This is a genomic window from Telluria sp. ZT3P25, assembly GCF_059685895.1.
This window is the reverse complement of record NZ_JCASIJ010000001.1, coordinates 652,604-675,544: the sequence shown is the minus strand read 5'-3', so window position 1 is coordinate 675,544 and position 22,941 is coordinate 652,604. Positions and strand designations below refer to the sequence as shown.

Annotated in this window: 24 protein-coding genes; 14 read left to right on the top strand and 10 right to left on the bottom strand. The window is 65.3% G+C overall.

Features of this window, described 5'->3' with window-relative positions; genetic code table 11:
• Window positions 1–79 precede the first annotated feature (79 nt).
• Complete coding sequence (locus AC56LY_RS02975) at window positions 80–1,933, top strand: sensor histidine kinase (RefSeq protein ID WP_499576480.1); 1,854 nt, start codon at window positions 80–82, stop codon at window positions 1,931–1,933.
• Window positions 1,934–2,169: 236 nt separating this feature from the next.
• On the top strand, window positions 2,170–2,772 hold the full coding sequence (locus AC56LY_RS02970) for a glycine-rich domain-containing protein (protein WP_499576478.1): 603 nt from the start codon (window positions 2,170–2,172) through the stop codon (window positions 2,770–2,772).
• 32 nt (window positions 2,773–2,804) lie between these two features.
• Here the strand turns inward: AC56LY_RS02970 and AC56LY_RS02965 are convergent, their stop codons facing one another.
• Window positions 2,805–3,686 carry an NAD(P)H-binding protein gene (locus AC56LY_RS02965; protein ID WP_499581932.1) on the bottom strand — a complete coding sequence of 294 codons (882 nt, stop codon included), beginning with the start codon at window positions 3,684–3,686 and terminating at the stop codon, window positions 2,805–2,807.
• A gap of 151 nt (window positions 3,687–3,837) precedes the next feature.
• On the opposite strand from AC56LY_RS02965, the gene AC56LY_RS02960 reads away from it, so the two are divergent.
• From AC56LY_RS02960 to AC56LY_RS02950, 3 genes are all read left to right on the top strand, one after another.
• Complete coding sequence (locus AC56LY_RS02960; protein WP_499581930.1) at window positions 3,838–4,866, top strand: CDP-6-deoxy-delta-3,4-glucoseen reductase; 1,029 nt, start codon at window positions 3,838–3,840, stop codon at window positions 4,864–4,866.
• 6 nt (window positions 4,867–4,872) lie between these two features.
• A complete protein-coding gene (locus AC56LY_RS02955; RefSeq protein ID WP_499576475.1) occupies window positions 4,873–6,129 on the top strand; it encodes an MFS transporter in 1,257 nt (418 codons plus the stop codon).
• 95 nt (window positions 6,130–6,224) lie between these two features.
• Entirely contained in the window at window positions 6,225–6,617 is a 393-nt protein-coding gene (locus tag AC56LY_RS02950) for an HPF/RaiA family ribosome-associated protein (protein ID WP_183549853.1), read from the top strand.
• Window positions 6,618–6,685: 68 nt separating this feature from the next.
• Here the strand turns inward: AC56LY_RS02950 and AC56LY_RS02945 are convergent, their stop codons facing one another.
• Window positions 6,686–7,498, bottom strand: coding sequence for a helical backbone metal receptor (locus AC56LY_RS02945; RefSeq protein WP_499576471.1), 813 nt, complete (start codon window positions 7,496–7,498; stop codon window positions 6,686–6,688).
• 126 nt (window positions 7,499–7,624) lie between these two features.
• Between AC56LY_RS02945 and AC56LY_RS02940 the strand changes: the two genes are divergently transcribed.
• Together AC56LY_RS02940 and sbcB are read left to right on the top strand one after the other, a co-directional pair.
• The gene (locus tag AC56LY_RS02940; RefSeq protein WP_499576467.1) at window positions 7,625–8,587 is read left to right on the top strand and encodes a GGDEF domain-containing protein; all 963 of its coding nucleotides are present in this window, start codon (window positions 7,625–7,627) and stop codon (window positions 8,585–8,587) included.
• A gap of 107 nt (window positions 8,588–8,694) precedes the next feature.
• Window positions 8,695–10,143 (top strand): exodeoxyribonuclease I, encoded by a 1,449-nt coding sequence (gene sbcB / locus AC56LY_RS02935; protein WP_499576464.1) that lies wholly within the window; start codon window positions 8,695–8,697, stop codon window positions 10,141–10,143.
• Between the two features lie 82 nt (window positions 10,144–10,225).
• Here sbcB and pyrF read toward each other — a convergent pair whose 3' ends face one another.
• Complete coding sequence (gene pyrF / locus AC56LY_RS02930) at window positions 10,226–11,053, bottom strand: orotidine-5'-phosphate decarboxylase (protein WP_499576461.1); 828 nt, start codon at window positions 11,051–11,053, stop codon at window positions 10,226–10,228.
• 149 nt (window positions 11,054–11,202) lie between these two features.
• On the opposite strand from pyrF, the gene AC56LY_RS02925 reads away from it, so the two are divergent.
• Genes AC56LY_RS02925 through AC56LY_RS02915 form a run of 3 tightly spaced genes read left to right on the top strand, consistent with a single transcriptional unit; the run spans window position 11,203 to window position 13,201 of the window.
• Window positions 11,203–11,814: a LemA family protein gene (locus AC56LY_RS02925; RefSeq protein ID WP_258836249.1), complete on the top strand. Its 612-nt coding sequence runs from the start codon at window positions 11,203–11,205 to the stop codon at window positions 11,812–11,814.
• Between the two features lie 8 nt (window positions 11,815–11,822).
• Complete coding sequence (locus tag AC56LY_RS02920; RefSeq protein ID WP_499576458.1) at window positions 11,823–12,689, top strand: TPM domain-containing protein; 867 nt, start codon at window positions 11,823–11,825, stop codon at window positions 12,687–12,689.
• Window positions 12,689–13,201, top strand: coding sequence for a TPM domain-containing protein (locus tag AC56LY_RS02915; RefSeq protein ID WP_499576455.1), 513 nt, complete (start codon window positions 12,689–12,691; stop codon window positions 13,199–13,201). Before AC56LY_RS02920 ends, AC56LY_RS02915 begins: the two co-directional genes overlap by 1 nt.
• Here the strand turns inward: AC56LY_RS02915 and AC56LY_RS02910 are convergent.
• The 3 genes from AC56LY_RS02910 to AC56LY_RS02900 are packed head-to-tail and all read right to left on the bottom strand — an operon-like array spanning window position 13,191 to window position 14,499.
• Entirely contained in the window at window positions 13,191–13,802 is a 612-nt protein-coding gene (locus tag AC56LY_RS02910) for a hypothetical protein (protein WP_499576452.1), read from the bottom strand. The two genes, AC56LY_RS02915 and AC56LY_RS02910, sit on opposite strands and share 11 nt — an antisense overlap.
• Window positions 13,799–14,305, bottom strand: coding sequence for an RNA polymerase sigma factor (locus AC56LY_RS02905; RefSeq protein WP_499576450.1), 507 nt, complete (start codon window positions 14,303–14,305; stop codon window positions 13,799–13,801). Before AC56LY_RS02905 ends, AC56LY_RS02910 begins: the two co-directional genes overlap by 4 nt.
• Window positions 14,302–14,499 carry a hypothetical protein gene (locus AC56LY_RS02900; RefSeq protein WP_499576448.1) on the bottom strand — a complete coding sequence of 66 codons (198 nt, stop codon included), beginning with the start codon at window positions 14,497–14,499 and terminating at the stop codon, window positions 14,302–14,304. Before AC56LY_RS02900 ends, AC56LY_RS02905 begins: the two co-directional genes overlap by 4 nt.
• Before the next feature lie 118 nt (window positions 14,500–14,617).
• Here AC56LY_RS02900 and AC56LY_RS02895 point away from each other — a divergent pair, with 118 nt between their 5' ends.
• From AC56LY_RS02895 to AC56LY_RS02880, 4 genes are all read left to right on the top strand, one after another.
• Window positions 14,618–15,385 (top strand): SDR family NAD(P)-dependent oxidoreductase, encoded by a 768-nt coding sequence (locus AC56LY_RS02895; RefSeq protein ID WP_499576446.1) that lies wholly within the window; start codon window positions 14,618–14,620, stop codon window positions 15,383–15,385.
• A 400-nt stretch (window positions 15,386–15,785) separates the two neighbouring features.
• Complete coding sequence (locus AC56LY_RS02890; protein WP_499576442.1) at window positions 15,786–16,262, top strand: hypothetical protein; 477 nt, start codon at window positions 15,786–15,788, stop codon at window positions 16,260–16,262.
• A gap of 69 nt (window positions 16,263–16,331) precedes the next feature.
• Window positions 16,332–16,799, top strand: coding sequence for a VanZ family protein (locus AC56LY_RS02885; protein WP_499576439.1), 468 nt, complete (start codon window positions 16,332–16,334; stop codon window positions 16,797–16,799).
• Window positions 16,800–16,950: 151 nt separating this feature from the next.
• Complete coding sequence (locus tag AC56LY_RS02880; protein ID WP_499576437.1) at window positions 16,951–17,484, top strand: hypothetical protein; 534 nt, start codon at window positions 16,951–16,953, stop codon at window positions 17,482–17,484.
• A 98-nt stretch (window positions 17,485–17,582) separates the two neighbouring features.
• On the opposite strand, the gene AC56LY_RS02875 is transcribed toward AC56LY_RS02880, so the two are convergent.
• Genes AC56LY_RS02875 through galT form a run of 4 tightly spaced genes read right to left on the bottom strand, consistent with a single transcriptional unit; the run spans window position 17,583 to window position 22,687 of the window.
• Window positions 17,583–19,394, bottom strand: a complete 1,812-nt coding sequence (locus tag AC56LY_RS02875) for a glycoside hydrolase family 2 protein (protein ID WP_499576435.1) — start codon at window positions 19,392–19,394, stop codon at window positions 17,583–17,585.
• A complete protein-coding gene (galK, locus tag AC56LY_RS02870; RefSeq protein WP_499576431.1) occupies window positions 19,381–20,496 on the bottom strand; it encodes a galactokinase in 1,116 nt (371 codons plus the stop codon). Before galK ends, AC56LY_RS02875 begins: the two co-directional genes overlap by 14 nt.
• Window positions 20,493–21,596, bottom strand: a complete 1,104-nt coding sequence (locus tag AC56LY_RS02865; protein ID WP_499576428.1) for a M24 family metallopeptidase — start codon at window positions 21,594–21,596, stop codon at window positions 20,493–20,495. The genes galK and AC56LY_RS02865 overlap by 4 nt, the downstream gene beginning before the upstream one ends.
• Window positions 21,593–22,687 (bottom strand): galactose-1-phosphate uridylyltransferase, encoded by a 1,095-nt coding sequence (gene galT, locus AC56LY_RS02860; protein WP_499576426.1) that lies wholly within the window; start codon window positions 22,685–22,687, stop codon window positions 21,593–21,595. The genes AC56LY_RS02865 and galT overlap by 4 nt, the downstream gene beginning before the upstream one ends.
• Window positions 22,688–22,941: the final 254 nt, after the last annotated feature.

The window sequence follows — 22,941 nt, the reverse complement described above, 5'->3', positions numbered from 1 at the left end:
GTGCAGGCCAACAATGCTTAGCGTGGAACCATCATCCGCGCGCACGACTACAACGGGCCTCACGTTCGTGAGATCGACCATGCATCCAGACCGCCAACCCGGGACCGTGATTCCCGCCGCCATGCTCGCCGGCGTCGTGCTGTCGCTGGCGTTCGGGGCCGGCGGCTACGTCGCCACGTCGCAGGCGATCGAGAGCGATGCGCAGACACGCTTTCGCGCCATGGCGCGCGCCGCCCAGACCATGATCGACGCGCGCGTGAAGAGCTACAGCGACGTGCTGCGCGGGGTTGCCGGCCTGTTCCGGGCCGCACCCGATACCAGCGCGGCCCAGTTCCACCAGTATGTCGGTGAACTCGACATCAAGCGCCACTTCCCCGGGATCGTCAATATCAACTACGCGCGTGCCGTACGCGCCGACGGCTTGCCGGCACTGAACGACGAATTGCAAAAGCGCCTGGCGCGGCGCGGCGTCGTGCATACCCCCTTGCTGACGGCGCCGGATCGCGACACCTACACGGTGCTGGTCTACATGGAACCGCTGCCGCCGAACCTGCTCGACCGGCTGGGCCTGGACCTGGAAGCGCGTGGCACGACGCGGCGCTCGCTGGCCGTGTCGCGCGATACCGGCAGCTCGAGCGCCTCGGGCACCCGCATCGCCTTGCGGCCCGGGCCCAACCAGAGTGCGCTGGCGCTGCGCCTGCCGGTCTACCGCAGCGACCTGCCCAACAACAGCGTGGAGGAACGGCGCCTGGCCTATGTCGGCTCGGCCGGTCTCGGCTTCGGCATTTCGCCATTGGTGGCCGGGGTGCTCGATGAATTCCCGGTCCAGGGCGTGCGCCTCGTGCTGACCGAGCTGACCGCGCTGGCGCCCGAACCGGGCGAGGCGCCGCCACGCGCCGTGCTGTACGACAGCCTGGCCACGCGCACGCAACCCAACCCGGCCCCGCCACAGGCCGACGATGCGATCTTCGCGGCCAGCCTGCCGGTCGAGTTCAACCAGCGCGTCTGGCGCGCCGACTTCAGCATTCCAAAATCCGCCATGTACACGCGTTTCGATCTGTATTACCCATGGCTGGCGGCGCTTGCGGCCGGCATGAGCACCGCCCTGCTCTACGCGCTGTTCCAGACGCTGGCCTCGTCGCGCCGCAACGCGCTGCGCATGGCCGAGGAAATGACGCGCGAACTGCGTGCTTCGCAAACCAAGCTGCAGGCCAGCCATGAAAAACTGCGCCTGCTGGCCGCCCACGCCGAGCAGATCAAGGAAGGCGAGCGCAAGCGCATTGCGCGCGAAATCCATGACGACCTGGCGCAGAATCTGCTGGCGCTGAAGATCGAGGCCGAACTGCTGGCCAACCGCACCCGTGGCGCGCAGCAGCGCCTGCACGCGCGCGCTGCGGCCACGGTACGCCAGATCGACGTCACGATCCGCAGCGTGCGCCAGATCATCAACGACCTGCGGCCGAACGTGCTCGACCTGGGGCTGTCGGCAGCTGTCGACTGGCAGGTGGCCGATTTTGCGCGCCGCACCGGCATCACCTGCGAGCTGGTGGACGACGATGGCGAGCACCGCATCGACGACAACAGCGCCACCGCGTTCTTCCGCATCCTGCAGGAGTCGCTCAACAACGTGGCGCGCCATGCGCGTGCCACCGAGGTCGGCATCACGCTGCACCAGCATGCCGGCATGCTCACCATGACGATCCGCGACAACGGCGTCGGCCTGCAGCCGGGCAGCCGCAACCGCCACGGCTCGTTTGGCCTGGTGGGCATCGAGGAACGCGTCGCCATCCTGGGCGGCTCGTTCTCGATCAACAGCAGCGGCAGCGGCGGCACCACGATCGTGGTCAGCATCCCGGTGGCCGACGTACCGGGTGACGCGTACACGCCCGGCCTGCGCACCGACAGCGCCCCAATCGCGCCCGTCGCCGCCTGACCCAGCCCTTTTCGTTCAACGGGTGGCGCTGCCGCCCTCCCGCGTGCTCGGCCATTCTCCCGGAGTTTGATCCAGCGCAACTGCTGAGCTGACCTACCGCACGACAATGGCTGTGTCTGTCACAGGTCAACACCACCGGAATTTTCCGGTAATGCGTCACGGAAATACCCCACACCGACACTGTGACAGCGGCCGCATGTCCCGATCCATCCACAACCCAAGACGAGGTGAACACGATGTCGACCCATACCGAATACGCTGCTTTCGAGGCGCTTGACCTGAACCCGATCAAGATGAAACTGATGCACGCGGCGTCCGGCGAAGGCTGGTCCGAAACGCGCACCAACGCCGTCGAGACCGAGTACCGGCGCTTCCTGTTCCTGATGAAAAAGTACCCGGATGCCGGCGCGTCGCCAACCGTCGATGTCGACACCTTCTGGCACTATCACATTCTCGACACCATGAAGTACGCGCGCGATTGCGAAGCCGCGTTCGGCTTCTTCCTGCATCACTATCCATATGTCGGCATCGCCGCCGGCACCGAAGGCGAGCATGTCCAGGCGGGCGAGCGCATGCGCGCGCTGTACGAAGCCGAGTTCGGTGTCATGGTCAAGGGCGACGCTGCGTTCTGCGCGTCGCCAGGCAAGCCGGCCGGCGCGACCGCGTTCTGCGCCTCCCCGGGCAAGCCAGCAGTTGCAGAGAGTGCCACCGCCTTCTGCGCTTATCCAGGCAAGCCCGCCAGCAAGGGCGCGGACAGCGCCTTCTGCGCTTCGCCGGGCTTGCCGGCCATCATGACCAGCAAGATCGCGTTCTGCGCGTCGCCCGGCAAGCGCGCTTAAGCAGGCGTCAGAGGGCCTGGCGGCCGCCCGGATCAACCGCGCAGGCGCGCCAGCGCCGTGGCGACGTCCGGGTACTGCAGGCGCACGCGCAGTTCGCGCCGCAAGCGTGTGTTGTCGAGCTGGCGCGATTCGGACATGTACGACAGCAGCACGGGCGAGACCAGCTGCGCCAGTTCGGCGCGCGGCAGCCGCGGCGAGCGCGGCATGCCGAAGGCGTCGGCCACGGCGTCGAAGTAATCGGCCATCTTCATGCGCGTGTCGTCAACCGCGTGATAGACCCGCCCGGACCGGCCGCGTGTCAACGACTGCAGCACGATGCGCGCCAGGTCATCGGCGTGGATATGGTTGGTGTACACATCGTCCTCAAATCGCAGCGCGGGCGTGCCCTGTTCCAGGCGGCGCAGCGGCAGGCGGTCGGCGGCGTAGATGCCGGGCACACGCAGGATCGACAGCGTCGCGCCGGCCATCAGTGCCCACGCGCGCAGGATACGCTCGGCGTCGACGCGGCGCCGGGCGCGCCCGTTCTTCGGCGCCACCGGCCGGTACTCTTTCACCAGCGCCCCGCCGCAATCGCCGTACACCCCACTGGTACTCACGTACACGATGCGGCGCACGTCGCCCAGCGCCGCTACCAGGTGCCGCGTGCGGCGGTCGGTATCGCCATCGGGCTGGGGCGGGGCCAGGTGCAGCACCCACGGCGCCAGATTATGCAGGCGCGCCAGCGTGGCGGGCTGGTCGAGGTCGGCGACGACCGGCACCGCGCCGGCCGCGCGCAATTCTGCGCAGCGCTCCGGCTGGCTGGTCAGTGCAAACACGCGGAAGCGCCCGGCCAGCAGTGGCAGCAGGCGCATGCCGACGTCGCCGCAGCCGATGATCAACAGGCGCGGACGGGCAAAAGCGGGGCGGGATGGCATGGTCATGAAAGAATCGCGGGGTCGTGGAGGCGGCAACTGTAGCACAGGGCGCGCCCGGTAAAACAAGGGCCGGTGTAGAATGACGGCCTCTCGCCGCACGCCGGCGCACCCCATCAACCACCCGCGTTCGCGCCCCAACCTCTCCATTCGCATGACCTTCCAGATCACCGTCCAGCCCAGCGGCAGCCAGTTCGGCTGCGAAGCCGATGAAACCGTGTTAGCCGCCGCGATCCGCGCCGGCATCGGCCTGCCATATGGCTGCAAGAACGGCGCTTGCGGCTCGTGCAAGGGCAAAGTGCTCGATGGCGCCATCGAGCACAAGCCGTACCAGCAGCGCGCGCTCTCCGACATCGAAAAGACCGCCGGCATGGCGCTGTTCTGCTGCGCGATGCCGGCGGCCGACCTGGTGATCGAGGCGCGCGAAGTGGGCGGCAGCTCGGATTACCCGCTGCGCAAGATGCCCACCCGCGTCGCCGGCATCCGCAAGGCCGCGCCGGACGTCGCCATCGTCAACCTGCAATTGCCGGCCAACGAATTGCTGGCCTACCGCGCCGGCCAGTACATCGAATTTCTGCTCAAGGACGGCAAGCGCCGCGCGTATTCGATTGCCAATGCGCCGTCGTTCGAGGGCCCGCTGGAACTGCACATCCGCCACCTGCCCGGCGGCCTGTTCACCGACCACGTGTTCGGCGCCATGAAAGAGCGCGACATCCTGCGCTTCGAAGGCCCGCTCGGCACGTTCTTCCTGCGCGAAGATTCCGACAAGCCGATCGTGCTGCTGGCGTCCGGCACCGGCTTCGCACCGGTCAAGGCGCTGGTCGAGCACCTGATGCACCTGAAGTCCACGCGCAAGGTCACGCTGTACTGGGGCGGTCGCCGCCCGCACGACCTGTACATGGACGAACTGTGCCGCGCCTGGGAAACCACGCTGCCCGACTTCACCTACGTGCCGGTGATATCGGATGCGCTGCCAGAGGATGCCTGGACGGGCCGCACCGGCTATGTGCACGCCGCCGTCGTGCAGGACATCATCGACCTCTCAGGCCACCAGGTGTATGCCTGCGGCGCGCCGCTCATGGTCGATTCGGCGCGCCGCGATTACGTGGCGCTGTGCGGCCTGCCCGAGGACGAATTCTTCGCCGACGCGTTCACGACCGCCGCCGATCTGGCTGACCAGTAAGGCCCCATGCCGCTGATCTCACCGACTGGGCGCCTGGGTGTCCTGCGCAACCGTAACCTGGCGTTCTACCTGTCGGCGCGCTTTCTTGCCACCTTCGCCGTGCAGATGCAGAGCGTGGCGATCGGCTGGCAGGTGTACCAGATCACCGGCAGCCTGTTTGACCTGGGCCTGATCGGCCTGGCGCAGTTCGCGCCGTTCCTGGTGCTGATCCTGTGGGCCGGCCACGTGGCCGACCGCTACAACCGGCGCCTGATCGTGTTGTGCTGCATGGCCGTGCAACTGCTGTGCAGCGCGATGCTGATTGCCTTCACGGCCAGTGGCAGCACGACCGTGTGGCCGGTGTTCGCGATCCTGGTCCTGTTCGGCAGCGCGCGCGCCTTCATGATGCCGGCTTCGCAAGCGGTGCTCAAGAACCTGGTGCCGGACCGCGACTTCAGTCAGGCGGTGGCGCTGGGCTCGTCGACGATGCACGTGGCGATGATTCTCGGCCCGATCGTCGGCGGCCTGCTCTACGTGCTGGGGCCGCAGACGGTGCACATGACGGCCGCCTCGCTCCTCGCGCTGGCGGTGCTCTTGATGACGAACACGCGCACCATCGCGCAGGTGATCAACAAGGCGCCCGTCAGCTGGCACACGCTGCTCGAAGGCCTGCGCTTCGTGCGCTCGCGCCCGATCGTGCTGGGCGCGATTTCGCTCGACCTGTTCGCGGTGCTGTTCGGCGGCGCAACCGCCCTGCTGCCCGCCTACGCGCACGATATCCTGGGCGTGGGGCCGTCCGGCCTGGGCTTTCTGCGCACCGCGCCGGGCATGGGCGCAGCCCTGTGTTCGGTGGCGCTGGTGATGTTTCCGATCACGCGCCGCGTCGGCGCCTGGATGTTCGGCGGCGTCGCCCTGTTCGGCCTGTGCGTGATCGTGCTGGGCCTGACCGACCATGTCGCGATTGCCTTCGGCGCGTTGTTCCTGCTTGGCGTGGGCGACATGGTCAGCGTGTATATCCGCCATCTGCTGGTGCAGTATGAAACGCCGGACGATATCCGCGGGCGTGTGAGCGCCGTGAACTCGGTGTTCATCGGCGCCTCGAATGAACTGGGTGAATTCGAGTCGGGCGTCACGGCCGGCTGGCTGGGATTGACGCGGGCGATTTTGCTCGGCGGCGTGGCGACGCTGGTCGTGACGGGCGTGTGGGCGATGCTGTTCCCGGTACTGTCGCGGATGGACCGTTTTCCGCATCACGAGAAAGCGCGTGAGAAGGACGTGGCCTGATGGCGTTATGACAGGCCGAGCACGGTTGGCCGAGCGGACGCGGTAAAAATCGCGGGACGTGTAAGATAAAGCCATAACGATTACAGGAGCCATCCATGCAGATCAATGTCAATACCGATAACACCATCACCAAGCACCAAGGCCTGGACGAGCACGTGGATACCGTCTTGCGCGCTTCCATCGGTCGTTTCAGCGAGCAAGTGACCCGCGTCGACGTTCACCTGAGCGACGAGAACAAGGAAAAGAAAGCGGACGGCGGCAACCACTGCATGCTCGAAGCGCGCCTGGCCGGCGTGGCCCCGATCGTCGTGCACGATCACGCGAACGACCTGCACCAGGCGATCAACAACGCCAGCGGCAAACTGGCCCGCGCGCTCGACAGCACCATCGGCCGCCTGCATGACAAGCATCGCCATACCGCCGTCCCGGTGGTCAGCGTTGACGGCGACATCGACCCGACTGCCGACAAGCACCTGACCGATAACTGATCAGTGCCCGCAGGACCCTGCGCCCGCCATGGGCGCAGGGGCAACAAGCATGCCGTGCTGTCCAGTACTCAGCGCGGCGCGCCTTCTAATAGTTCCCGCAACGTCTCCAGATAATTCACCCCCGCCAGCGCGCGGCTGCCGTACCACGACAGCATTTCGCCATCGACCAGCAGCACGGGAATGCCGATCTGTTTTTCCAGCGCGTCCACGTGCGCCTGCGTGAAACGATACGGTTCGGTCGACAGCAGCACGGCATCCAGGCCATCGACCAGGCTGTCCGACCACGTGAAGCGCGGGTAGCGGTCTTCGCCCAGCTGTGGCACGCGCCAACCCAGTTCAGCCAGCATCGCAGCGATATACGTTTCGGCCGAGATGCTCATCCACGGATCCTGCCAGATGCAGTACAGCACCGTGCGTGATGGACCGGCGGGCCGGGCACGCAGCGCGGCCAATGCCTGTGTGAAGGCGGTGGACCAGGATTCGGCCGCATCCTGCATGCCGAAGATGCCACCCAGCAGGCGGGTCAGCGCCAGATTGTCCTGCGGCGTCACCGGATGCGTGACGATCACGTGCGGCACGAATTCCACCAGCGCGTCATACGTCGGTCGCGTGTTTTCATCGAGATTGACGACCACGTGGGTCGGCGCCAGCGCACGAATTTTGTCGAGATTGACGTCCTTGGTGCCGCCGACCTTGGGAATCGCGGCGACAATGTCCTTGGGATGGATGCAAAAACCCGTGCGGCCGACGAGCTGCGGCGCCAGGCCCAGGTCGCACAGCAATTCGGTAATCGATGGTACGAGAGAGACGATACGTGCACCGGGCGCGGGCAGATGTGCCTGGCCCAACGCATCGATGAGGTCAGTGGTAGGAGGTGTCATACAGGTCGGTCATGGTGGTTTAAGTTTCGCCAAACGCGCAGGAGTGGCACAATCGGCTATGATTCCGTCGATGTAATAACACATGCAATCACGCATGCCAACGCGGCACACCGCTTGAGGACTCACTTGGAACAGATCGGCACCTTCGGCACCAGCCGTACCACTATCAACGACTTGCAGCTGTTTCGCGACGAAACCGACCCCGAAGTCGCCGCGATGCTGGCCGACTGCGCCATCGTGCGCGTGCCGAAGGGCGAACGCATCGACGACAGCGGCCAGGCGCATCTGTATATCGTTCTCTCGGGCCAGCTCGAAATCGAATCGGACGCGCACGCGGGCGATGAAACCGGCACCACCCGCGTCTTGCCGGGCGAAAGCGTCGGCGACCAGGCCGTGCTGGACGATGCCGCGAACCTGGCGGCCATGACGGCGCTGGAAGACAGCGAGCTCCTGGTGATCGAATCGAGCATCGTCTGGTCACTGATCGACCGCTCGAGCGTGCTGGCGCGCAATCTGCTGCGCCTGCTGTCGTTCCGCATCCGCACCACAAACGCGCTGCTGCGCCGGCGCCAGAAGCTTGGCGAGTTCTACCGCCAGCTATCGCTCAACGACCCGCTTACGGGCCTGTACAACCGCGCCTGGCTCAATGACATGCTGCCGAAGCTGGCGGCGCGCGCGGCCCGTACCGGCAGCGGCCTGTCGATCGTCATGATCGACCTGGACCACTTCAAGCAGTTCAACGATACCCACGGCCACATCATCGGCGACGTGGCGCTGTCGGCTGCCGCGAGCCTGATCCGCGACGCACTTCGCCCATCCGACTTCGCAGTGCGCTTCGGCGGCGAGGAAATGCTGGCCGTGCTGCCCGACACCGGCATCGAACTGGCCACGATGGTGGCCGAGCGCCTGTGCCAGCGCTTGCGCGACACCGTCGTGTTTACCGACATGCGCGTGGAGCTGCCGCACCTGACCGCATCGTTCGGCGTGGCCAGCCTGGGTGAGAACGGCGACGAATACGCGCTGATGGCGGCTGCCGACGCTGCCCTCTACCGGGCGAAAGAAGCCGGACGCAACCGCGTCTGCAACTAGCGCCCAACGCCGTCCCGCACGGACCGTGACACCGGGCCGTGACGGGACGGCGCATCTGTGCCACCATGTCGCCGACGCTGTGATTGCAGCCAAGACAACAACAAGACATGAGCCCGCATACCTTCCTCTGGCACGACTACGAAACCTTTGGCGCGACCCCGCGCCGCGACCGCCCGGCCCAGTTCGCCGCGATCCGCACCGACGCTGAACTCAACGAGATCGGCGAACCGATCATGCTGTACTGCCAGCCGGCCAACGACTTCCTGCCCGATCCGGAATCGTGCCTGATCACCGGCATCCTGCCGCAGCACTGCCTCGAACACGGCGTGCCCGAGCACGAGTTCGCACGCCAGATCGAAGCCGCGTTCAGCCAGCCCGACACGATCGGCGTCGGCTACAACACGATCCGCTTCGACGACGAAGTCACGCGCTATCTGTTCTGGCGCAACCTGATCGATCCGTACGCGCGCGAGTGGCAGCACAACTGCGGCCGCTGGGACTTGCTCGACGTCGTGCGCATGGTGCATGCGCTGCGCCCGGACGGCATCGTGTGGCCCACCCGCGACGATGGCAAGCCGAGCTTCAAACTGGAACACCTGAGCGCTGCCAACGGCCTGGCGCATGAGGCTGCGCACGATGCGCTGTCGGACGTGCGCGCCACCATCGCGCTGGCGCGCCTGATCCGCAGCAAGCAGCCGCGCCTGTTCGACTTTTGCCTGGAGCTGCGCCGCAAGGACCGCGTCGCTGCCGAGATCGGCCTGCACCAGGCCCCTGAGGCGCGCCAGCCGTTCCTGCACGTGTCCGGCATGTTCCCGGTCGAGCACGGCTGCCTTGCCCTCGTCTATCCGCTGGCGCAGCACCCGACCAACAAGAACGAAATCCTGGTCTGGGATTGCCGCTACGATCCGTCCGAACTGTTTGGGCTGGACGCCGAGACGATCCGCACGCGCATGTTCACGCGCACCGACGACTTGCCGGAAGGCGTCACGCGCCTGCCGATCAAGAGCGTGCACCTGAACAAGTCGCCGATGCTGGTGGCCAATCTCAAGACGCTGCAGCCCGAACTGGCCACGCGCTGGGATATCGATCTCGAACAGGGCCGCGCGCACGCCGCGCTGGCCGCTGCCGGTCCCGACCTGCGCGCCGTCTGGGCGCAGGTGCTGCAAAAGCCGGCATCCGGCACGCCGGTCGATGTGGATGAAGATCTGTATGGCGGCTTCGTCAGTAAGGAAGACCGGCGCCAGCTGGAATCGATCCGCATGCAAAAGCCGGCAGCACTGACCGGCAAGCGCGTGAGCTTCGACGACGAGCGCCTCAACGAACTGCTGCTGCGCTACCGGGCGCGCAACTTCCCCGAGACGCTGTCGGAAGAAGAAATGCAGACCTGGGAAGCGCACCGCGCAGCGCGCCTGTTCGAGGGCGCCGGCGCGGCCAGAACCATCGATCAACTGTTCCAGGAGATCGATGCATTGTCGGAGACGGCCGACGAGCGGGCCGAGGCGATTCTGGGTGCCCTGTATGACTATGCAGAAATGATTGCGCCTGAACTGCACTGATGGTCAGCGATACGTAGGGTGGACGGCTGGCCTTCCACCCTACCGGCATTAGGCCATTTGGCCATTAGGCGCAATGTTTTTATCATGCAGCGTGACGCGCCGCATTGATCGCGTCGCGCGTTTCCGTCGCCACGCGCCGCGCTGCCTGCGCGAAGTCTTCGCCATCCTGCGGCGTTGCATACAAAATCGCACGCGACGAATTGATCATCATGCCGGCGCCGCCCGCCGTGCGCCCTGCCCTGACCGTCGCTTCAACATCGCCACCCTGCGCGCCCACGCCGGGAATCAACAACGGCATGTCGCCCACCAGCGCCCGCACCTGCGCGATCTCTTCCGGGAACGTCGCGCCCACCACCAGCGCGCACTGGCCATTGCGGTTCCATTTGTCGGCCACCAGTTGCGCCACGTGCTGGTACAGCGGGCGGCCGCCGACGTCCAGAAATTGCAGATCGGAGCCGCCCGCGTTCGACGTGCGGCACAGCACGATCACGCCGCGATCCGGCCAGGCCATGTATGGCTCGACCGAATCGAAGCCCATGTACGGATTGACGGTCACCGCATCGGCGCCGTAGCGGTCAAACGCTTCGCGCGCGTACTGGTGCGCGGTGGCGCCGATGTCGCCGCGCTTGGCGTCGAGCACTAGCGGGATGTGTGGATACGTCTCACGCAGATAGGTGCAGATTTCCTCGAGCTGGTCTTCGGCGCCCAGTGCGGCGAAATAGGCAATTTGCGGCTTGAAGGCGCACGCCAGGTCAGCGGTGGCGTCGATGATGGCCTTGCAGAACTGCACGATCGCATCCGGCTGGCCGGCCAGGTGCGCCGGGAAGCGCGCCAGGTCCGGGTCGAGGCCGACACACAGAAGCGAATCGTTGCGGGTCCATGCAGCCGCCAGTTTTTGAATGAAAGTCACTTCGAGCCCCTTGTATCCGAATAATTGCAAACCCATTATTGTACCCGCCGCCACGCAGCCCCCTGCCCCTTGGGGTTGCAGGAACACCAATTGCGGCCCGTTTCAGGTATATTTTGATTATTCGACAACTTGCACGGACCTTTACTGCCATGACTACGACCTTTATCTCCCGCTGGACCCGCCTGCTCGGCAGCGCCATTCTCGCCGGCGTCCTGCTCTCTGGCTGCGGCTACAACGATTTCCAGACCAAGGATGAAGCGACCAAGGCCGCCTGGAGCGAAGTGGTCAACCAGTACCAGCGCCGCGCCGACCTGATCCCGAACCTGGTCAACACCGTCAAGGGCTATGCCTCGCACGAGCGTGAAACGCTCGAAGCCGTGACGCGCGCCCGCGCTTCGGCCACCAGCTTCCAGATCACCCCGGAAGTGCTGAACAACCCGGAAGCGTTCCAGAAGTTCCAGCAGGTGCAGGGTGAACTGTCGAGCGCGCTGTCGCGCCTGATGGTGGTCTCCGAAAAATACCCGGACCTGAAAGCCGATACCAGCTTCCGTGACCTGGCCTCGCAGCTCGAAGGCACCGAGAACCGCATCACGGTGGCCCGCCAGCGCTATATCGCGTCGGTCCAGGATTACAACGTGACGGTGCGTCAGTTCCCGAAGAACCTGACCGCCATGGTGTTCGGCTACGAGACCAAGCCATCGTTCACGGTGGAGAATGAAAAAGCGATCTCGACCGCACCAGCAGTCGACTTCGGCAAGTAAGGCTGGCGATGAGGGCCTTCCTGCGCTTGTTCTCCACGCTCCTGTTCGCACTGGCAACCCTGCTCGCCGGTGCAGCGCCAGCCCATGCCCAGCTCAAGGAGGTGCCGAAGCTCACGACGCGCGTAACTGACCAGGCCGGCATGCTCGACGCCACCCAGCGTCAGCGCCTGGAATCCGTGCTGGCCGACTACGAAGCCAAGACGGGCAGCCAGATCGCCGTGCTGCTCGTGAAATCGACCGAACCCGAAGCCATCGAGGCCTACAGCATCCGCGTCACCGATGCCTGGAAACTCGGCCGCAAGGGTGTCGACGATGGCGTGCTGCTGGTGGTCGCACCCGGCAACCCGTCGGCGCTGCGCCGCCTGCGTATCGAAGCCGGCCGTGGCGTACAGGGCGTGCTGACCGACGCCCAATCCAAGCGCATCCTGCAGGACGTGATCGCGCCGCATTTCCGGGAACAACATTATTACGAAGGCCTGGTAGCCGGCGTGGGCGCCATCGCCACGCTGCTGAACCAGGAAGCCTTCCCGGCCCCTGCGCGCGCACCAGAGCAGGGAGTGGAGAGTGATTTCGTCAAATATGCCTTCGTCGCCGGACTCGTCTTCTTCGCTGGCCTGGCCGTGTTTGGCGGGGTAGCGGGCACCATCGCGACGGGCCGTCGCAAGGCCGCCGGCAACCTAAATGGTGCCAGCCGCCGCAGCCGTTCCAGCTCGGGCAACTCAGCGGGCGATTTGGTACTGGGCGCTATTATCGGCGGCATACTCAACGGTGGTGGGCGCAGCTCTGGTGGTGGTGGCGGCGGTTTTTCAGGTGGTGGTGGTTTTTCAGGCGGTGGCGGCAGCTTTGATGGCGGCGGCGCCTCGGGAGACTGGTAATGGGATCGATCGCACACAAAATCGCACGCACGTGGCGCCATGCCACCAGCAGCGCCGCCGAGGCGCGGCGCGCGTTTCCTGAAACGACACTGATGGCCATTGCCCAGGCGATCGATGCAGGTGAACGCACGCACCGCGGCGAAGTCCGCCTCATCGTCGAAAAGGCCCTGCCCTTCGAGGACGCCTGGGATGACGTCACCAACCGCCAGCGTGCGCTTGCGCTGTTCGCCGACCATGGAGTCTGGGACACCGAAGACAATTGCGGCGTGCTGATCTACGTGAACATGGCCGAGCACAAGATCGACATCGTGGCCGACCGTGGCATCGACCGCAAGATCGACGCCGCCACCTGGCAGGCCGTGTGCCGCACAATGACGGCAGGCTTCAAGAACGGGCACTTCCATGACGCCACGCTGGCGGCGGTAGCGCAGGTCAACGACCTGCTGCACCAGCACTTCCCGGCCAGCGGAGAGCGCACCAACGAATTGCCCGACCGGCCCATCATGCTGTAGACGTCTGGCCCGATGGGCCGGGCGGTTCATCCAGCCATTCCAGCGCCAGGGCGTCGACCTCGGCAATCTCGGCATTCATGCGGGCGCGCTTGCGCTGCGCCCACCACCACCCTCCCGCCAGCACCAGCGTCGTTGTCACCAGCCCGGTGATGCCGGCCTGGGTGCTGCGCGCCATGGCAAGCACGATTACCGGCGCCGGCAACAAGGCAAGCGTCGTCCAGCGTGTGACGCGCGCCAGGCGCAAACCGAGCTGCGCACGCCGGCGGCGCAGCGCCAGCCAGTTGCGCAGGCTCGTTCCCGTCGGCTCATGCAGGGCAGCCAGGCGCGTCCAGGTATAAACGACCATGATGACGCCCATGAGCAGCGTCTGGAACCCCAGCCACAGTGTCTCGTAGCCGTTGGTCGCGACACGCTGCCAGTGTGCCGCAAGAACTGCCGCGCCCACGATCATCATCGCCCATTCGCCTACCAGCACCAGCACCGTCATGCGGCGTTCGCGCCGCGCACGGGCAATCATCAGGCCCACGTCGGGCATGGCGCTGGCAGGCCGGCTTGCGCCCCACGCATCCTGCAAACTCGCCCATTCGTCCTGCTCGGTCATCGTTCCTCCAGTTGTTCTTTGAGCGCTGCCCGGGCCCGGTTCAGGCGCACGCCCACATTCCCCACCGTAATGCCGAGCAAGTGGGCGATCTCGTCGTAGTGCAGACCTTCGAGCGCCAGCACCACCAGTTGGCGCTGGCCGACAGGCAAGTCGCGCAGCGCGCTCAAGAGACGCGTTTGCTGCTGGTTCAGGCCTGCCAGCGCTTCAGGACCCGGCTGGCCATCAACCCACTCGTCGTCGAGTTGCTCATGGCGCGGCTGCGCCACCTCGCGCATCACATGCGAGGCGCAGCGCCGGTGCGCCACGCCGAGGATGTAGGTCTTGAGACTCGCGTCGCCCCGAAACGCAGGCAGCGCCTGCCACACGCCGAGCAAAATATCCTGCACCAGGTCTTCCCGGGCGTGGCGATTTCGCTCGAAACTGGCCGCGAAGCGCGCCAGCATGGGGCCATGTTCCGCGACCACGCGGGCAAACGTGGCATCCTGCGCCCCGCGCATCTTCATGCCGACATCCGCTCATCCTGGTGACGTAGCACGACACATGCAGGCGCCGGTGCGCAGCACCCGACCCGCTCGATTGGCCGCGACAGATGGCCGAGCGGCAGCGCCGACGCCATGCAGTGATAGCTCAGGACCGTAAGGGCAAATGCGAAGTGTTTCCAGTTCATCTCGTTCTCATTGAAGGGGCGATGGATCATGTAGTACGTTGCTGCGGGAAAAACTTACACATGAATGGAAGTTTTTCTTCCATCACCCCTGGAGCGCTGGCGCGGGTGGTTAAAATGGCGGCTTTTGCCACAGCGTCGAAAGCCCGCCATGAAACTACACCAGAAGATCGCCATCGTCACCGGGGCCAGTCAGGGCATCGGCCTGGCCTGCGCCGAGCGCCTCGTGCGCGAAGGCGCGCGCGTCATGCTCGTCGATATCCGGCCCGAAGTCGAGCAAGCCGCCGCCAGCCTGGGCGACGCAGCCCGGGCCTACCGCGCCGATGTCGGCATGAAGGTCGAGGTCGATGCGATGATCGCGGCCACGCTGGCCGCATTCGGCCGCATCGATATCCTGATCAACAATGCCGGCGTGACCCACGCCGCCGAATTTCTCGACCTGCACGAGGACGATTTCGACCGCGTGCTGCGCATCAACCTGAAATCCATGTTCCTGTGCAGCCAGGCAGCGGCGCGCGACATGGTGGCGCGCGGTGAAGGCGGCTGCATCATCAATATGTCGAGTGTGAACGCCGAGCTGACGATTCCGAACCAGGTGCCGTACGTGATCTCGAAAGGTGGCGTCAACCAGCTCACGCGCGTGGCGGCCATCGCGCTGGCCCAGTACGACATTCGCGTGAACGCCATCGGCCCAGGCACGATCCTGACCGAGCTGGCGAAAAAGGCGGTGCTGGGCAGCCCGGAAGCGCGTCACACGATCCTGTCGCGCACCCCGCTGGGCCGGTGTGGCGAACCGGAAGAAGTCGCGTCGATCGCCGCCTTCCTGGCCAGCGACGACGCGTCGTACATGACCGGCCAGACCCTGTATGCCGATGGCGGCCGCATGGCACTGAACTACACGGTGCCCGTGCGCGATTGACACGTCAGCAGCGCCAAAACAGAGATATTGACGGATCACATGTCTGGTATCCGAAAACGCAATTGGACGCCGGGTCAGTGAATCCCTATAGTTACACCTGTCTCCACTATTCTCCTCCAAGAAAATAGTTTCAAGCCCGCCCAGCGGGCTTTTTTTTTGCCTGGACGGTTTGCGCGGCCCACGTCATTTGCGGCCGTATTGTCTCAAGCCCAATTCTGTCATCACATTTCCTACTGTTCCGTCCGAACCTTGACGACGGTCACTGACCCGTCACAATCCCTGCCTATACTCAAACGCACCTGACACACACGTAACCGATATGCGTGGTGCCAGCAGGTGTGGAGCGCTCCGTGCGCTGCACACCAACCCGGTTTCCGCACTCTTGGCCCGATCTCGGGTTATGCCCGCCTCGCGCGGGCATTTTTTTTGGGCAGTGTGGCAACTCGGACCAGAAAATATTGTCTATGTGCTTGAAGCCGTCTTCAATAGGGCTATCATGAAGCTGCGACGCCCCACCTTGTCCAGCCGGGTGGCGGCCGCGTACAACGAAACGACCACGGGAGATCGTCCGATGAGTTTACGTGTACCAGAAACATCGCTTTCGCCAGACAGTTGCCGTCGCAATCATTCCACAAGCGACCTCATCCTCAGCGAACTCAACCCACGCGCCGTGGTCGACCATGTCGATCACGACAGCGCGCCCCTCAATCTGCTCACCTTCGGCAATGTCCGCGAAGTGTGTCCCAAGTGCCGGCGCTCGCACCTGAAACTCGTGTTGCGACAGGCGAGCGTCCGCGTGGCGCATCTGTTCTGTGCCGACTGCGCCAGCTGTTTCGATGCCCATTACGCCGACGGCGCGCCAGCACTCACCATCTGAAGCGCGTGTGCGCCCGGCGCCTGCTGGGTAGCCGGCGCGGCAAGATCCGGCACACAAGGTGTGCACGACATGGTAACGTTGACGTTTGCCCCGTCACCGCCCCGCCCTGCCATGCTTGCCCTGTCGCCCCTGCTGTACGCTGAACGTCGTTTGCGCCGTGCCATGCACGCTGCCGCACTGATCATTTTTGCCGGCATCGTGATCGCCGGCTCGGTCCCCGGTGCGCGTGCCGAGGTGGGCGAATTCGCGTCCGGGCTCGTCCTGCACAGCCTGGCCTATGCCGCTCTCGCGACGCTGTGGTTCCTTGGCAGCACCGGGAGCGGGTTGCAACGTGCGCTCAAGGCAGTGCTCGCCATCGCGCTGATGGGTGCCTTTGACGAGTGCGTGCAGCATTTCCTGCCCTACCGCTCGGGCGCGGTGCACGACTGGCTGGTCGACGTCAGCGCGGCCACTGTCGCGGCCACGGTACTGGCCGTGCTGCTTGCGCGCGTCCCGATGCCGCACGCGTTGCGCGCTGCGCCGGAACGGGCGCGCTGACCGCCTTTGCCCGCCTGGGTTCCCGCCACGGCCAGCCTGCTTGATCCAACTACCTTCCTGACGCGACAGCTGGAACGCTGATGCGCTTTTCGCCTCTTATCCTCGTGGCGCAGCATCGTCACATCCCTACTACCACTACGAGGAGTTGAACATGAAGCAATCGCACCAGAGCGTGGCCACGGCGGGCGTACTGGCGGTCGTGCTCGCCGTATCGGGCTGCGCCGCCACCGGCGGCGCCGGCCACATGGCCAGCAGCGCAACAAGCAACCGTACCGATGATGTCGCCAGTAGCAGCGGCGACGTGGAACGCATTTTGCCCAGCCCGGCCATCTCGTCGGCCAGTGCAGGCACATCCGGCAGCAAGGGCGCCACCGGCTCGGGCAGCGCCGGCATGCAGGACGAGCGTGGCGACCAGCCCGCCGCCGCGTCTGCGCGCGCGCCAGCGCCCAATAGTACGGTGCTGTCTATCGCCCCCCTTCCTGTCCCGGGTGGCGTGAGCAAAGGCGACGCGGCCGTGGGCACCAGCGGCACAGCCGGCGCAACAGACAGCGCCGGTGCTGCCAAGGCCTACCGCGTTACGGTGCGAATGGACGATGGCAGCACCGAGGTGATCACCAGCACCGGCACCCCCGACTTTCGCAGCGGCGAGCGCATCAATGTGACCGACGGCGCGATCCGGCGCTGACCGCATGCACACGTACAAAGGCCACATGCGCCTGCGCGTCATGTGGCCCGGTGAAACCTCAGTGGCCAGGCCGTACCGCACCTGCCCCCTGAGCAGCGTTACGGCGTGGCAGGATCCTTGCCCTCTTCCAGCGCACGCTGGAACAGGGGAATATTGCGCGTGGCGGCGCTGATCACCTCAAGCGGCAGTTTCGGCGAGCGGTCGGCGTTCAGCAAGCCATTGGCTTCCTGGAACGTGTCCGTGAATTGCGTATAGCAGAAACCACTGAACATGAACGTCTCATTGACCACCTGCAGCAGGCGCCGGTACTGCTTCAGATAGCTTTCGGCCGTGTGCGCGCGGCTGTAGCCCCACGTGGTTTCGTCGGGATTGGGCGTCTGTTTCGGATCGTAGGCGATGCCGCCGAATTCCGTCAGCACGATCGGCTGGCCACGATGCGGGAAGCCATCGAGCGTCAGGATACGGCCACCAGGCCGGCGCTGATCGAACAGCGTGCGCACCGGATCGGTGACGGCGTAACGCGCCAGCACCTTCTCGGGATCGCTGTCGTAGTCGTGGATGCCCAGGATGTCGGTGGCCGACGCTTCCCAGCCATCGTTGCCGATCACCGGGCGCGTCGAGTCGAGCGTGCGCGTCAGGTGGTACAGCGCCTCGACGGCGTTGCGATGCGCCTGCGTGAGCGTCAGGTTCGGCACGCCCCACGACTCGTTGAAGGCCACCCAGACGATGATGCACGGGTGGCTGTAGTCACGCTCGATCGCCTCGGTCCACTCCTTGACCATGCGCGTGATCGCGCGCGGGCTGAAGCGGTAGGCCGATGGCATTTCTTCCCACACCATCAGGCCCAGCTTGTCGGCCCAGTACAAAAAGCGCGGGTCCTCGATCTTCTGGTGCTTGCGCACGCCATTGAAGCCCATCTGCTTGGCCAGTTCGACGTCGCGCTTCAGGTGCGCATCGGACGGCGCCGTCATGAACGATTCCGGCCAGTATCCCTGGTCCAGCACCAGGCGCAGCTGGTACGGACGGCCATTGAGCATGAAGCGGTCGCGGTTGATCGACACCGAGCGCAGCGCCGTGTACGAGCGGATGCGGTCGAGCACCACGTCACCCGCGCGCAAGGTCACCTCGGCGTCGAGCAGGGTGGGACGTTCCGGACTCCACAAAATTTCATTGCGCGAGTCGTCGATGCCCGGGTCGGACAGCGCGATCTTGCGGTTCGCCTCACCATTGAGCAGCTTGTAGTAATCGTCGGCCAGCAACTGGTCGCCATTCCAGATTTTGACTTCGACAAACAGCTCTTCCTGGATATCGCCGGTGGCGAACACCTCGCAGCCGATTTCGTAGGTCTCGAAAACCGGCGTCCAGCGCAGTTTCTGGATATACGTGTGCGAGACCTGCTCGATCCATACCGTCTGCCAGATGCCGGTGGTGCGCGGGTACCAGATCGAGTGCGCATCGAGCAGCCAGTCCTGCTTGCCGCGCGGCTTGGCCAGATCGGCCGGATCATCTTCGACCCAGACCGTGACGACCTGCTTGCCATCCGCGTTCAGGGTGCCGGAGATGTCGGCCGAGAATGGCGTATGACCGCCTTCGTGCTCGACCACCAGCTGGCCATTGACCCACACGCGCGCGCTGTAGTCGACCGCGCCGAAGTGCAGGATCGTGCGCCCTTCCATGGGCATCACCTCGAATTCGCGCTGGTACCAGACGAACCGGTGAAAGCCCGTGTCTTCGATACCGCTCATCGCGGTCTCCGGCGCAAACGGCACGGTGATCTCGTGCGTCCATTCCTTCACGTCCGACGGTAGCGTGTAGTGCCCTTCGTCATCGAAGCAGAACTGCCATGTGCCGTTCAGGTTCTGCCACTGGTCGCGCACCAGTTGTGGACGCGGATATTCAAACTGATTCATTCTTGTCCTTTCTGTCAGTTGGCACCGGAATCAGGATACGTCCCTGGACGTCATTGCCTGGTCCATGATGGTCTTGATACGCCGCCAGCGCGGTGGCGGCTGCTTCTTGCGCCTGCCCCTTGCGGCACAGGGCGACGCAGGCGCCGCCAAAGCCGGCGCCGGTCAGGCGCGCGCCCAGTACGCCGGGCGCTGCGCGCAGCGCCTCGCACAAGACGTCGAGCGCGGGGATCGAGACTTCGTAATCGTCACGCAGACTCGCATGCGATGCGTTCATCAGTTCGCCAAAGCGTTCAGCGTCAACGCCCTTGGCGGCTTCGAGCACGCGCAGGTTTTCGTGCACTACGTGGCGGGCCCGTTCGCGCAGCGGTGACGGCAGCGTCTCGACCGATGCAGCGTCGACGACGTCGCGTAGCGCCGTCACGCCCAGGATGCGCGAAGCTTCTTCGCATTCGGCGCGGCGCTCGTTGTACTTGCTGGCCGCCAGCGTGCGCGCCACGCCCGAATCGATGACGATCAGTTCAGTGTCGGGCGGCAGCGCCGACAAGTGATGCTCAAGCGTGCGCGCATCGATGAACAGCATATTGGTTTCATCGGCCAGGCTCGAGGCCATCTGGTCCATGATTCCGCAGTTCACGTGCGCGTATTCGATCTCGGCGCGCTGGGCGATGCGCGCCAGCTTGACGTCGTCGAGCTCGAACCCCAGCAGCGCGCGCATGGCGCGCAGCGTGGCCACTTCGAGCGCGGCCGACGACGACAGGCCCGAGCCCACCGGCAAATCGGTCTCGACGTACACGCGCAGTGGCGGCACCTCGATGCCTTCGGCCTGCACGAGGCGGATGCAGCCCTCGATATAGCTGCCGAAGCCCTGCGGCGCGCTGCTGTCCTTCGCGAACGTGACGGTCGCGTCGAAGTTGGGTGAATAAAAATGGAAATGGTCGTCGCCGCTGCGGCTCATGGCCACCAGCGTGCGCTGCGGCGTGGCCACCGGCAGCATGAAGCCATCGTTGTAGTCGGTGTGTTCGCCCAGCAGGTTCACGCGCCCCGGCGCCGAGGCGTTCACTTCGGGCGCGCCGCCAAAGAAGGTATCGGTCGTGATGGTCATGCGTCCACCTCCAGCCAGAGCGGCCGCTGACGGCCTCCAATGTCCACCGACGGCCAGGCCGGGTCGAAAGTCAGGTTTTCGAGTCCGTCGGGGCCGAGCAGGAACGTGTCTTCGATCTTCATACCGTTATAACTTGGATTGAACGCAAATGCCATGCCCTGTTCGAGCTGCGTGGCCGTGCTGGGCGTGGCCACGATCTCGCGCGCCAGGTAGCCGGTGATGCCGCCCTGGTGGTGCTCGCGGATCGCGTCCTCGACATCGGCGTGGTGATAGGCCTGGGCCAGCGCGTGGTACACCGACGACAGCGATTTGCCCGGCACCACGGCCGCCAGGCCGGTGGCCTCGAGCGCCATCAGCGCGCGCTGGGCCGTGGGCGCCGAACCTGTACCGCCAAAGCTGACGAAGCGCGTCAGGTTGGCATACAGGCCGTGCCGGCGCGCGCAGAACACGAGCATGGCGCGCTCGCCGATCGGCTCGTGCGACGGCGTCGCATGGCGAAACAGCGGCAGGCGCCGCGCGCCGGCCACCAGCACCAGCGCCGGATGGATGCCGCGGCGCCACAGCGCGTCGGCGCCAGCGCCGGCCAGCTGCTGCTCGGTCCAGTCGGGCCGGGCGCGGTGCAGTACCTCGGTCATTGCTTCGGCCGCTTCGCGCCCCAGCAGGCGGTAACGGGCCTGTTCGGCTTCGCCCAGCACCAGCTTGCGCTGACGGAGCGGCAGCGGCAACGGCAGTTCGTCCGCTCGCGGACGGTCCGACAGCACCGGCCGGCCCTCGGCCGCGGCCAGCACGAAATGTTCGCGCAGCTCGGGCTCGGCCCACGGTTCGATATGAAAGCTGAACCCGGCCGGCACTTCTTCAAGGCGCAGGCGCTCGCCCTCGATCTGGTCGGTCAGCACGCAGGCGTCGCCCGGCGTGATCAACACTTCGGCAATGCCCGTGTCGGTCGTGTGCAGCACGGCGTTGGAGCCGCCTGCGGTAACCCACGCGAACCAGTCGGTGCCGCGCAGGCGCACGGCGCCGGCGCCGCTGGCGGCAAGGGTGGCGCGCAGCAGCGCAAGTTTGTCGGCGACCTCCTGGGCGCGCATATCGATGTCCGTCATGCGCTCTCCTCCAGGTCGATCTCGACCTGCTGCAATTCGTAGGCCGTGGTCTCGGGCAGCACGTCCATCGCGAACATGCCGGCAGCCAGCTCGGTGCCGGCCAGGTATTTCAGACGGTCACGCGTGCGGTACGGCGGATAGAACTGCGCGTGCAACTGCGTCTCGGGATGCTCGGCGCCGTCGGTCGGCGCCTGGTACCACGCCATCAGGTACGGGAACGGGCGGTTCCACAGGGTTTCGTACTTGAGCAGTACGGTCTTGAGCGCACGCGCCAGCGAGTCGCGCTGTGGGGGCGTGAGCGCGGCGAAATCCTTGCATGGCGCGGTCGGCATCACCCACACCTCGTACGGATAACGCGCGCAGGCCGGCACGAAAGCAATCGCGAAATCGTCCTCGTACAGCACGCGCTTGCCATCCGCGGCTTCGTCGCGCGCCATGTCGCACAACATGCTCGAACCGTGCTGCTGGTAGTACTCGCGCTCTTGCGCAAGCATGCGCGCCGGCACCGACGGCACGAACGGGTATGAATAGATCTGGCCATGCGGATGGTGCAGCGTAACGCCCACTTCGGCGCCACGGTTCTCGAACGGCAGCACGTACTGGATGTGGGCAAGGCTGCCCACGCGCGTGGTGCGGTCGCCCCAGACCTGCAGCAACAGCGCGATGCGCGACAGCGGCAGGTGGGCCAGCGCCGTATTCGGGTCCTGCGTGAACACGACCACTTCGCACTGGCCATTGGCCGGCGCGGTCTGCACCGTCACCGATGGCGGATCGTGCGACTCGAGCGCCAGCGACGGGAAGCGGTTGTCGAACACGGCGATCTCGTAGTCGCCGGCTGGCATTTCAGTAGGATTGGCGGGGTCGATCGTCGGCGCCAGCGGGTTGTACTGGGGCGGCGGCTGGTAGGTGCGGTTCTGGCGGAAGGCCGCGTAGGTCACCCACTCGCCGCGCAGCGGATGCCAGCGCAGGTGCGGGTTCGCGTGCTGCGGATCCGGGAACGGGCTGGGTGCGACCAGATCGTCCGGAATGGGTCCGTTGCTGTAGAGGGTAAGGTTGCGTCCGTCCGGTTTTTTGAGTTCTTTACTGTGCATGGCAATCAATAAGGTTCGGTCACATCCGGCGCGAGCGCGCACGCCAACATCGACGCATTCATGCGCTCACGGCTGCAGGAGCATGGCTCCTTGCCGATCCTAACATGCTGTATTTGCCACATTTTCTACCGGGAACTATGGACTTTTCCAGGCGACAATACTGTGGCTGTATCGGGAAGATACCGCCCTCGGCATACAACGATGATTCACAAGGGAGAGCACCAGCAAAGGCGCTCCACGGCAAGGATATTGTA

Excerpts from the sequence above, each read along its gene's own strand:
- AC56LY_RS02975 (WP_499576480.1), top strand. The coding sequence starts at position 80 with ATGCATCCAGACCGCCAACCCGGGACCGTGATTCCCGCCGCCATGCTC.
- AC56LY_RS02970 (WP_499576478.1), top strand. The coding sequence starts at position 2,170 with ATGTCGACCCATACCGAATACGCTGCTTTCGAGGCGCTTGACCTGAAC.
- AC56LY_RS02965 (WP_499581932.1), bottom strand. The coding sequence starts at position 3,686 with ATGCCATCCCGCCCCGCTTTTGCCCGTCCGCGCCTGTTGATCATCGGC.
- AC56LY_RS02960 (WP_499581930.1), top strand. The coding sequence starts at position 3,838 with ATGACCTTCCAGATCACCGTCCAGCCCAGCGGCAGCCAGTTCGGCTGC.
- AC56LY_RS02955 (WP_499576475.1), top strand. The coding sequence starts at position 4,873 with ATGCCGCTGATCTCACCGACTGGGCGCCTGGGTGTCCTGCGCAACCGT.
- AC56LY_RS02950 (WP_183549853.1), top strand. The coding sequence starts at position 6,225 with ATGCAGATCAATGTCAATACCGATAACACCATCACCAAGCACCAAGGC.
- AC56LY_RS02945 (WP_499576471.1), bottom strand. The coding sequence starts at position 7,498 with ATGACACCTCCTACCACTGACCTCATCGATGCGTTGGGCCAGGCACAT.
- sbcB (WP_499576464.1), top strand. The coding sequence starts at position 8,695 with ATGAGCCCGCATACCTTCCTCTGGCACGACTACGAAACCTTTGGCGCG.
- AC56LY_RS02925 (WP_258836249.1), top strand. The coding sequence starts at position 11,203 with ATGACTACGACCTTTATCTCCCGCTGGACCCGCCTGCTCGGCAGCGCC.
- AC56LY_RS02920 (WP_499576458.1), top strand. The coding sequence starts at position 11,823 with ATGAGGGCCTTCCTGCGCTTGTTCTCCACGCTCCTGTTCGCACTGGCA.
- AC56LY_RS02915 (WP_499576455.1), top strand. The coding sequence starts at position 12,689 with ATGGGATCGATCGCACACAAAATCGCACGCACGTGGCGCCATGCCACC.
- AC56LY_RS02910 (WP_499576452.1), bottom strand. The coding sequence starts at position 13,802 with ATGACCGAGCAGGACGAATGGGCGAGTTTGCAGGATGCGTGGGGCGCA.
- AC56LY_RS02905 (WP_499576450.1), bottom strand. The coding sequence starts at position 14,305 with ATGAAGATGCGCGGGGCGCAGGATGCCACGTTTGCCCGCGTGGTCGCG.
- AC56LY_RS02900 (WP_499576448.1), bottom strand. The coding sequence starts at position 14,499 with ATGATCCATCGCCCCTTCAATGAGAACGAGATGAACTGGAAACACTTC.
- AC56LY_RS02895 (WP_499576446.1), top strand. The coding sequence starts at position 14,618 with ATGAAACTACACCAGAAGATCGCCATCGTCACCGGGGCCAGTCAGGGC.
- AC56LY_RS02890 (WP_499576442.1), top strand. The coding sequence starts at position 15,786 with ATGCCCGCCTCGCGCGGGCATTTTTTTTGGGCAGTGTGGCAACTCGGA.
- AC56LY_RS02885 (WP_499576439.1), top strand. The coding sequence starts at position 16,332 with ATGGTAACGTTGACGTTTGCCCCGTCACCGCCCCGCCCTGCCATGCTT.
- AC56LY_RS02880 (WP_499576437.1), top strand. The coding sequence starts at position 16,951 with ATGAAGCAATCGCACCAGAGCGTGGCCACGGCGGGCGTACTGGCGGTC.
- AC56LY_RS02875 (WP_499576435.1), bottom strand. The coding sequence starts at position 19,394 with ATGAATCAGTTTGAATATCCGCGTCCACAACTGGTGCGCGACCAGTGG.
- galK (WP_499576431.1), bottom strand. The coding sequence starts at position 20,496 with ATGACCATCACGACCGATACCTTCTTTGGCGGCGCGCCCGAAGTGAAC.
- AC56LY_RS02865 (WP_499576428.1), bottom strand. The coding sequence starts at position 21,596 with ATGACGGACATCGATATGCGCGCCCAGGAGGTCGCCGACAAACTTGCG.
- galT (WP_499576426.1), bottom strand. The coding sequence starts at position 22,687 with ATGCACAGTAAAGAACTCAAAAAACCGGACGGACGCAACCTTACCCTC.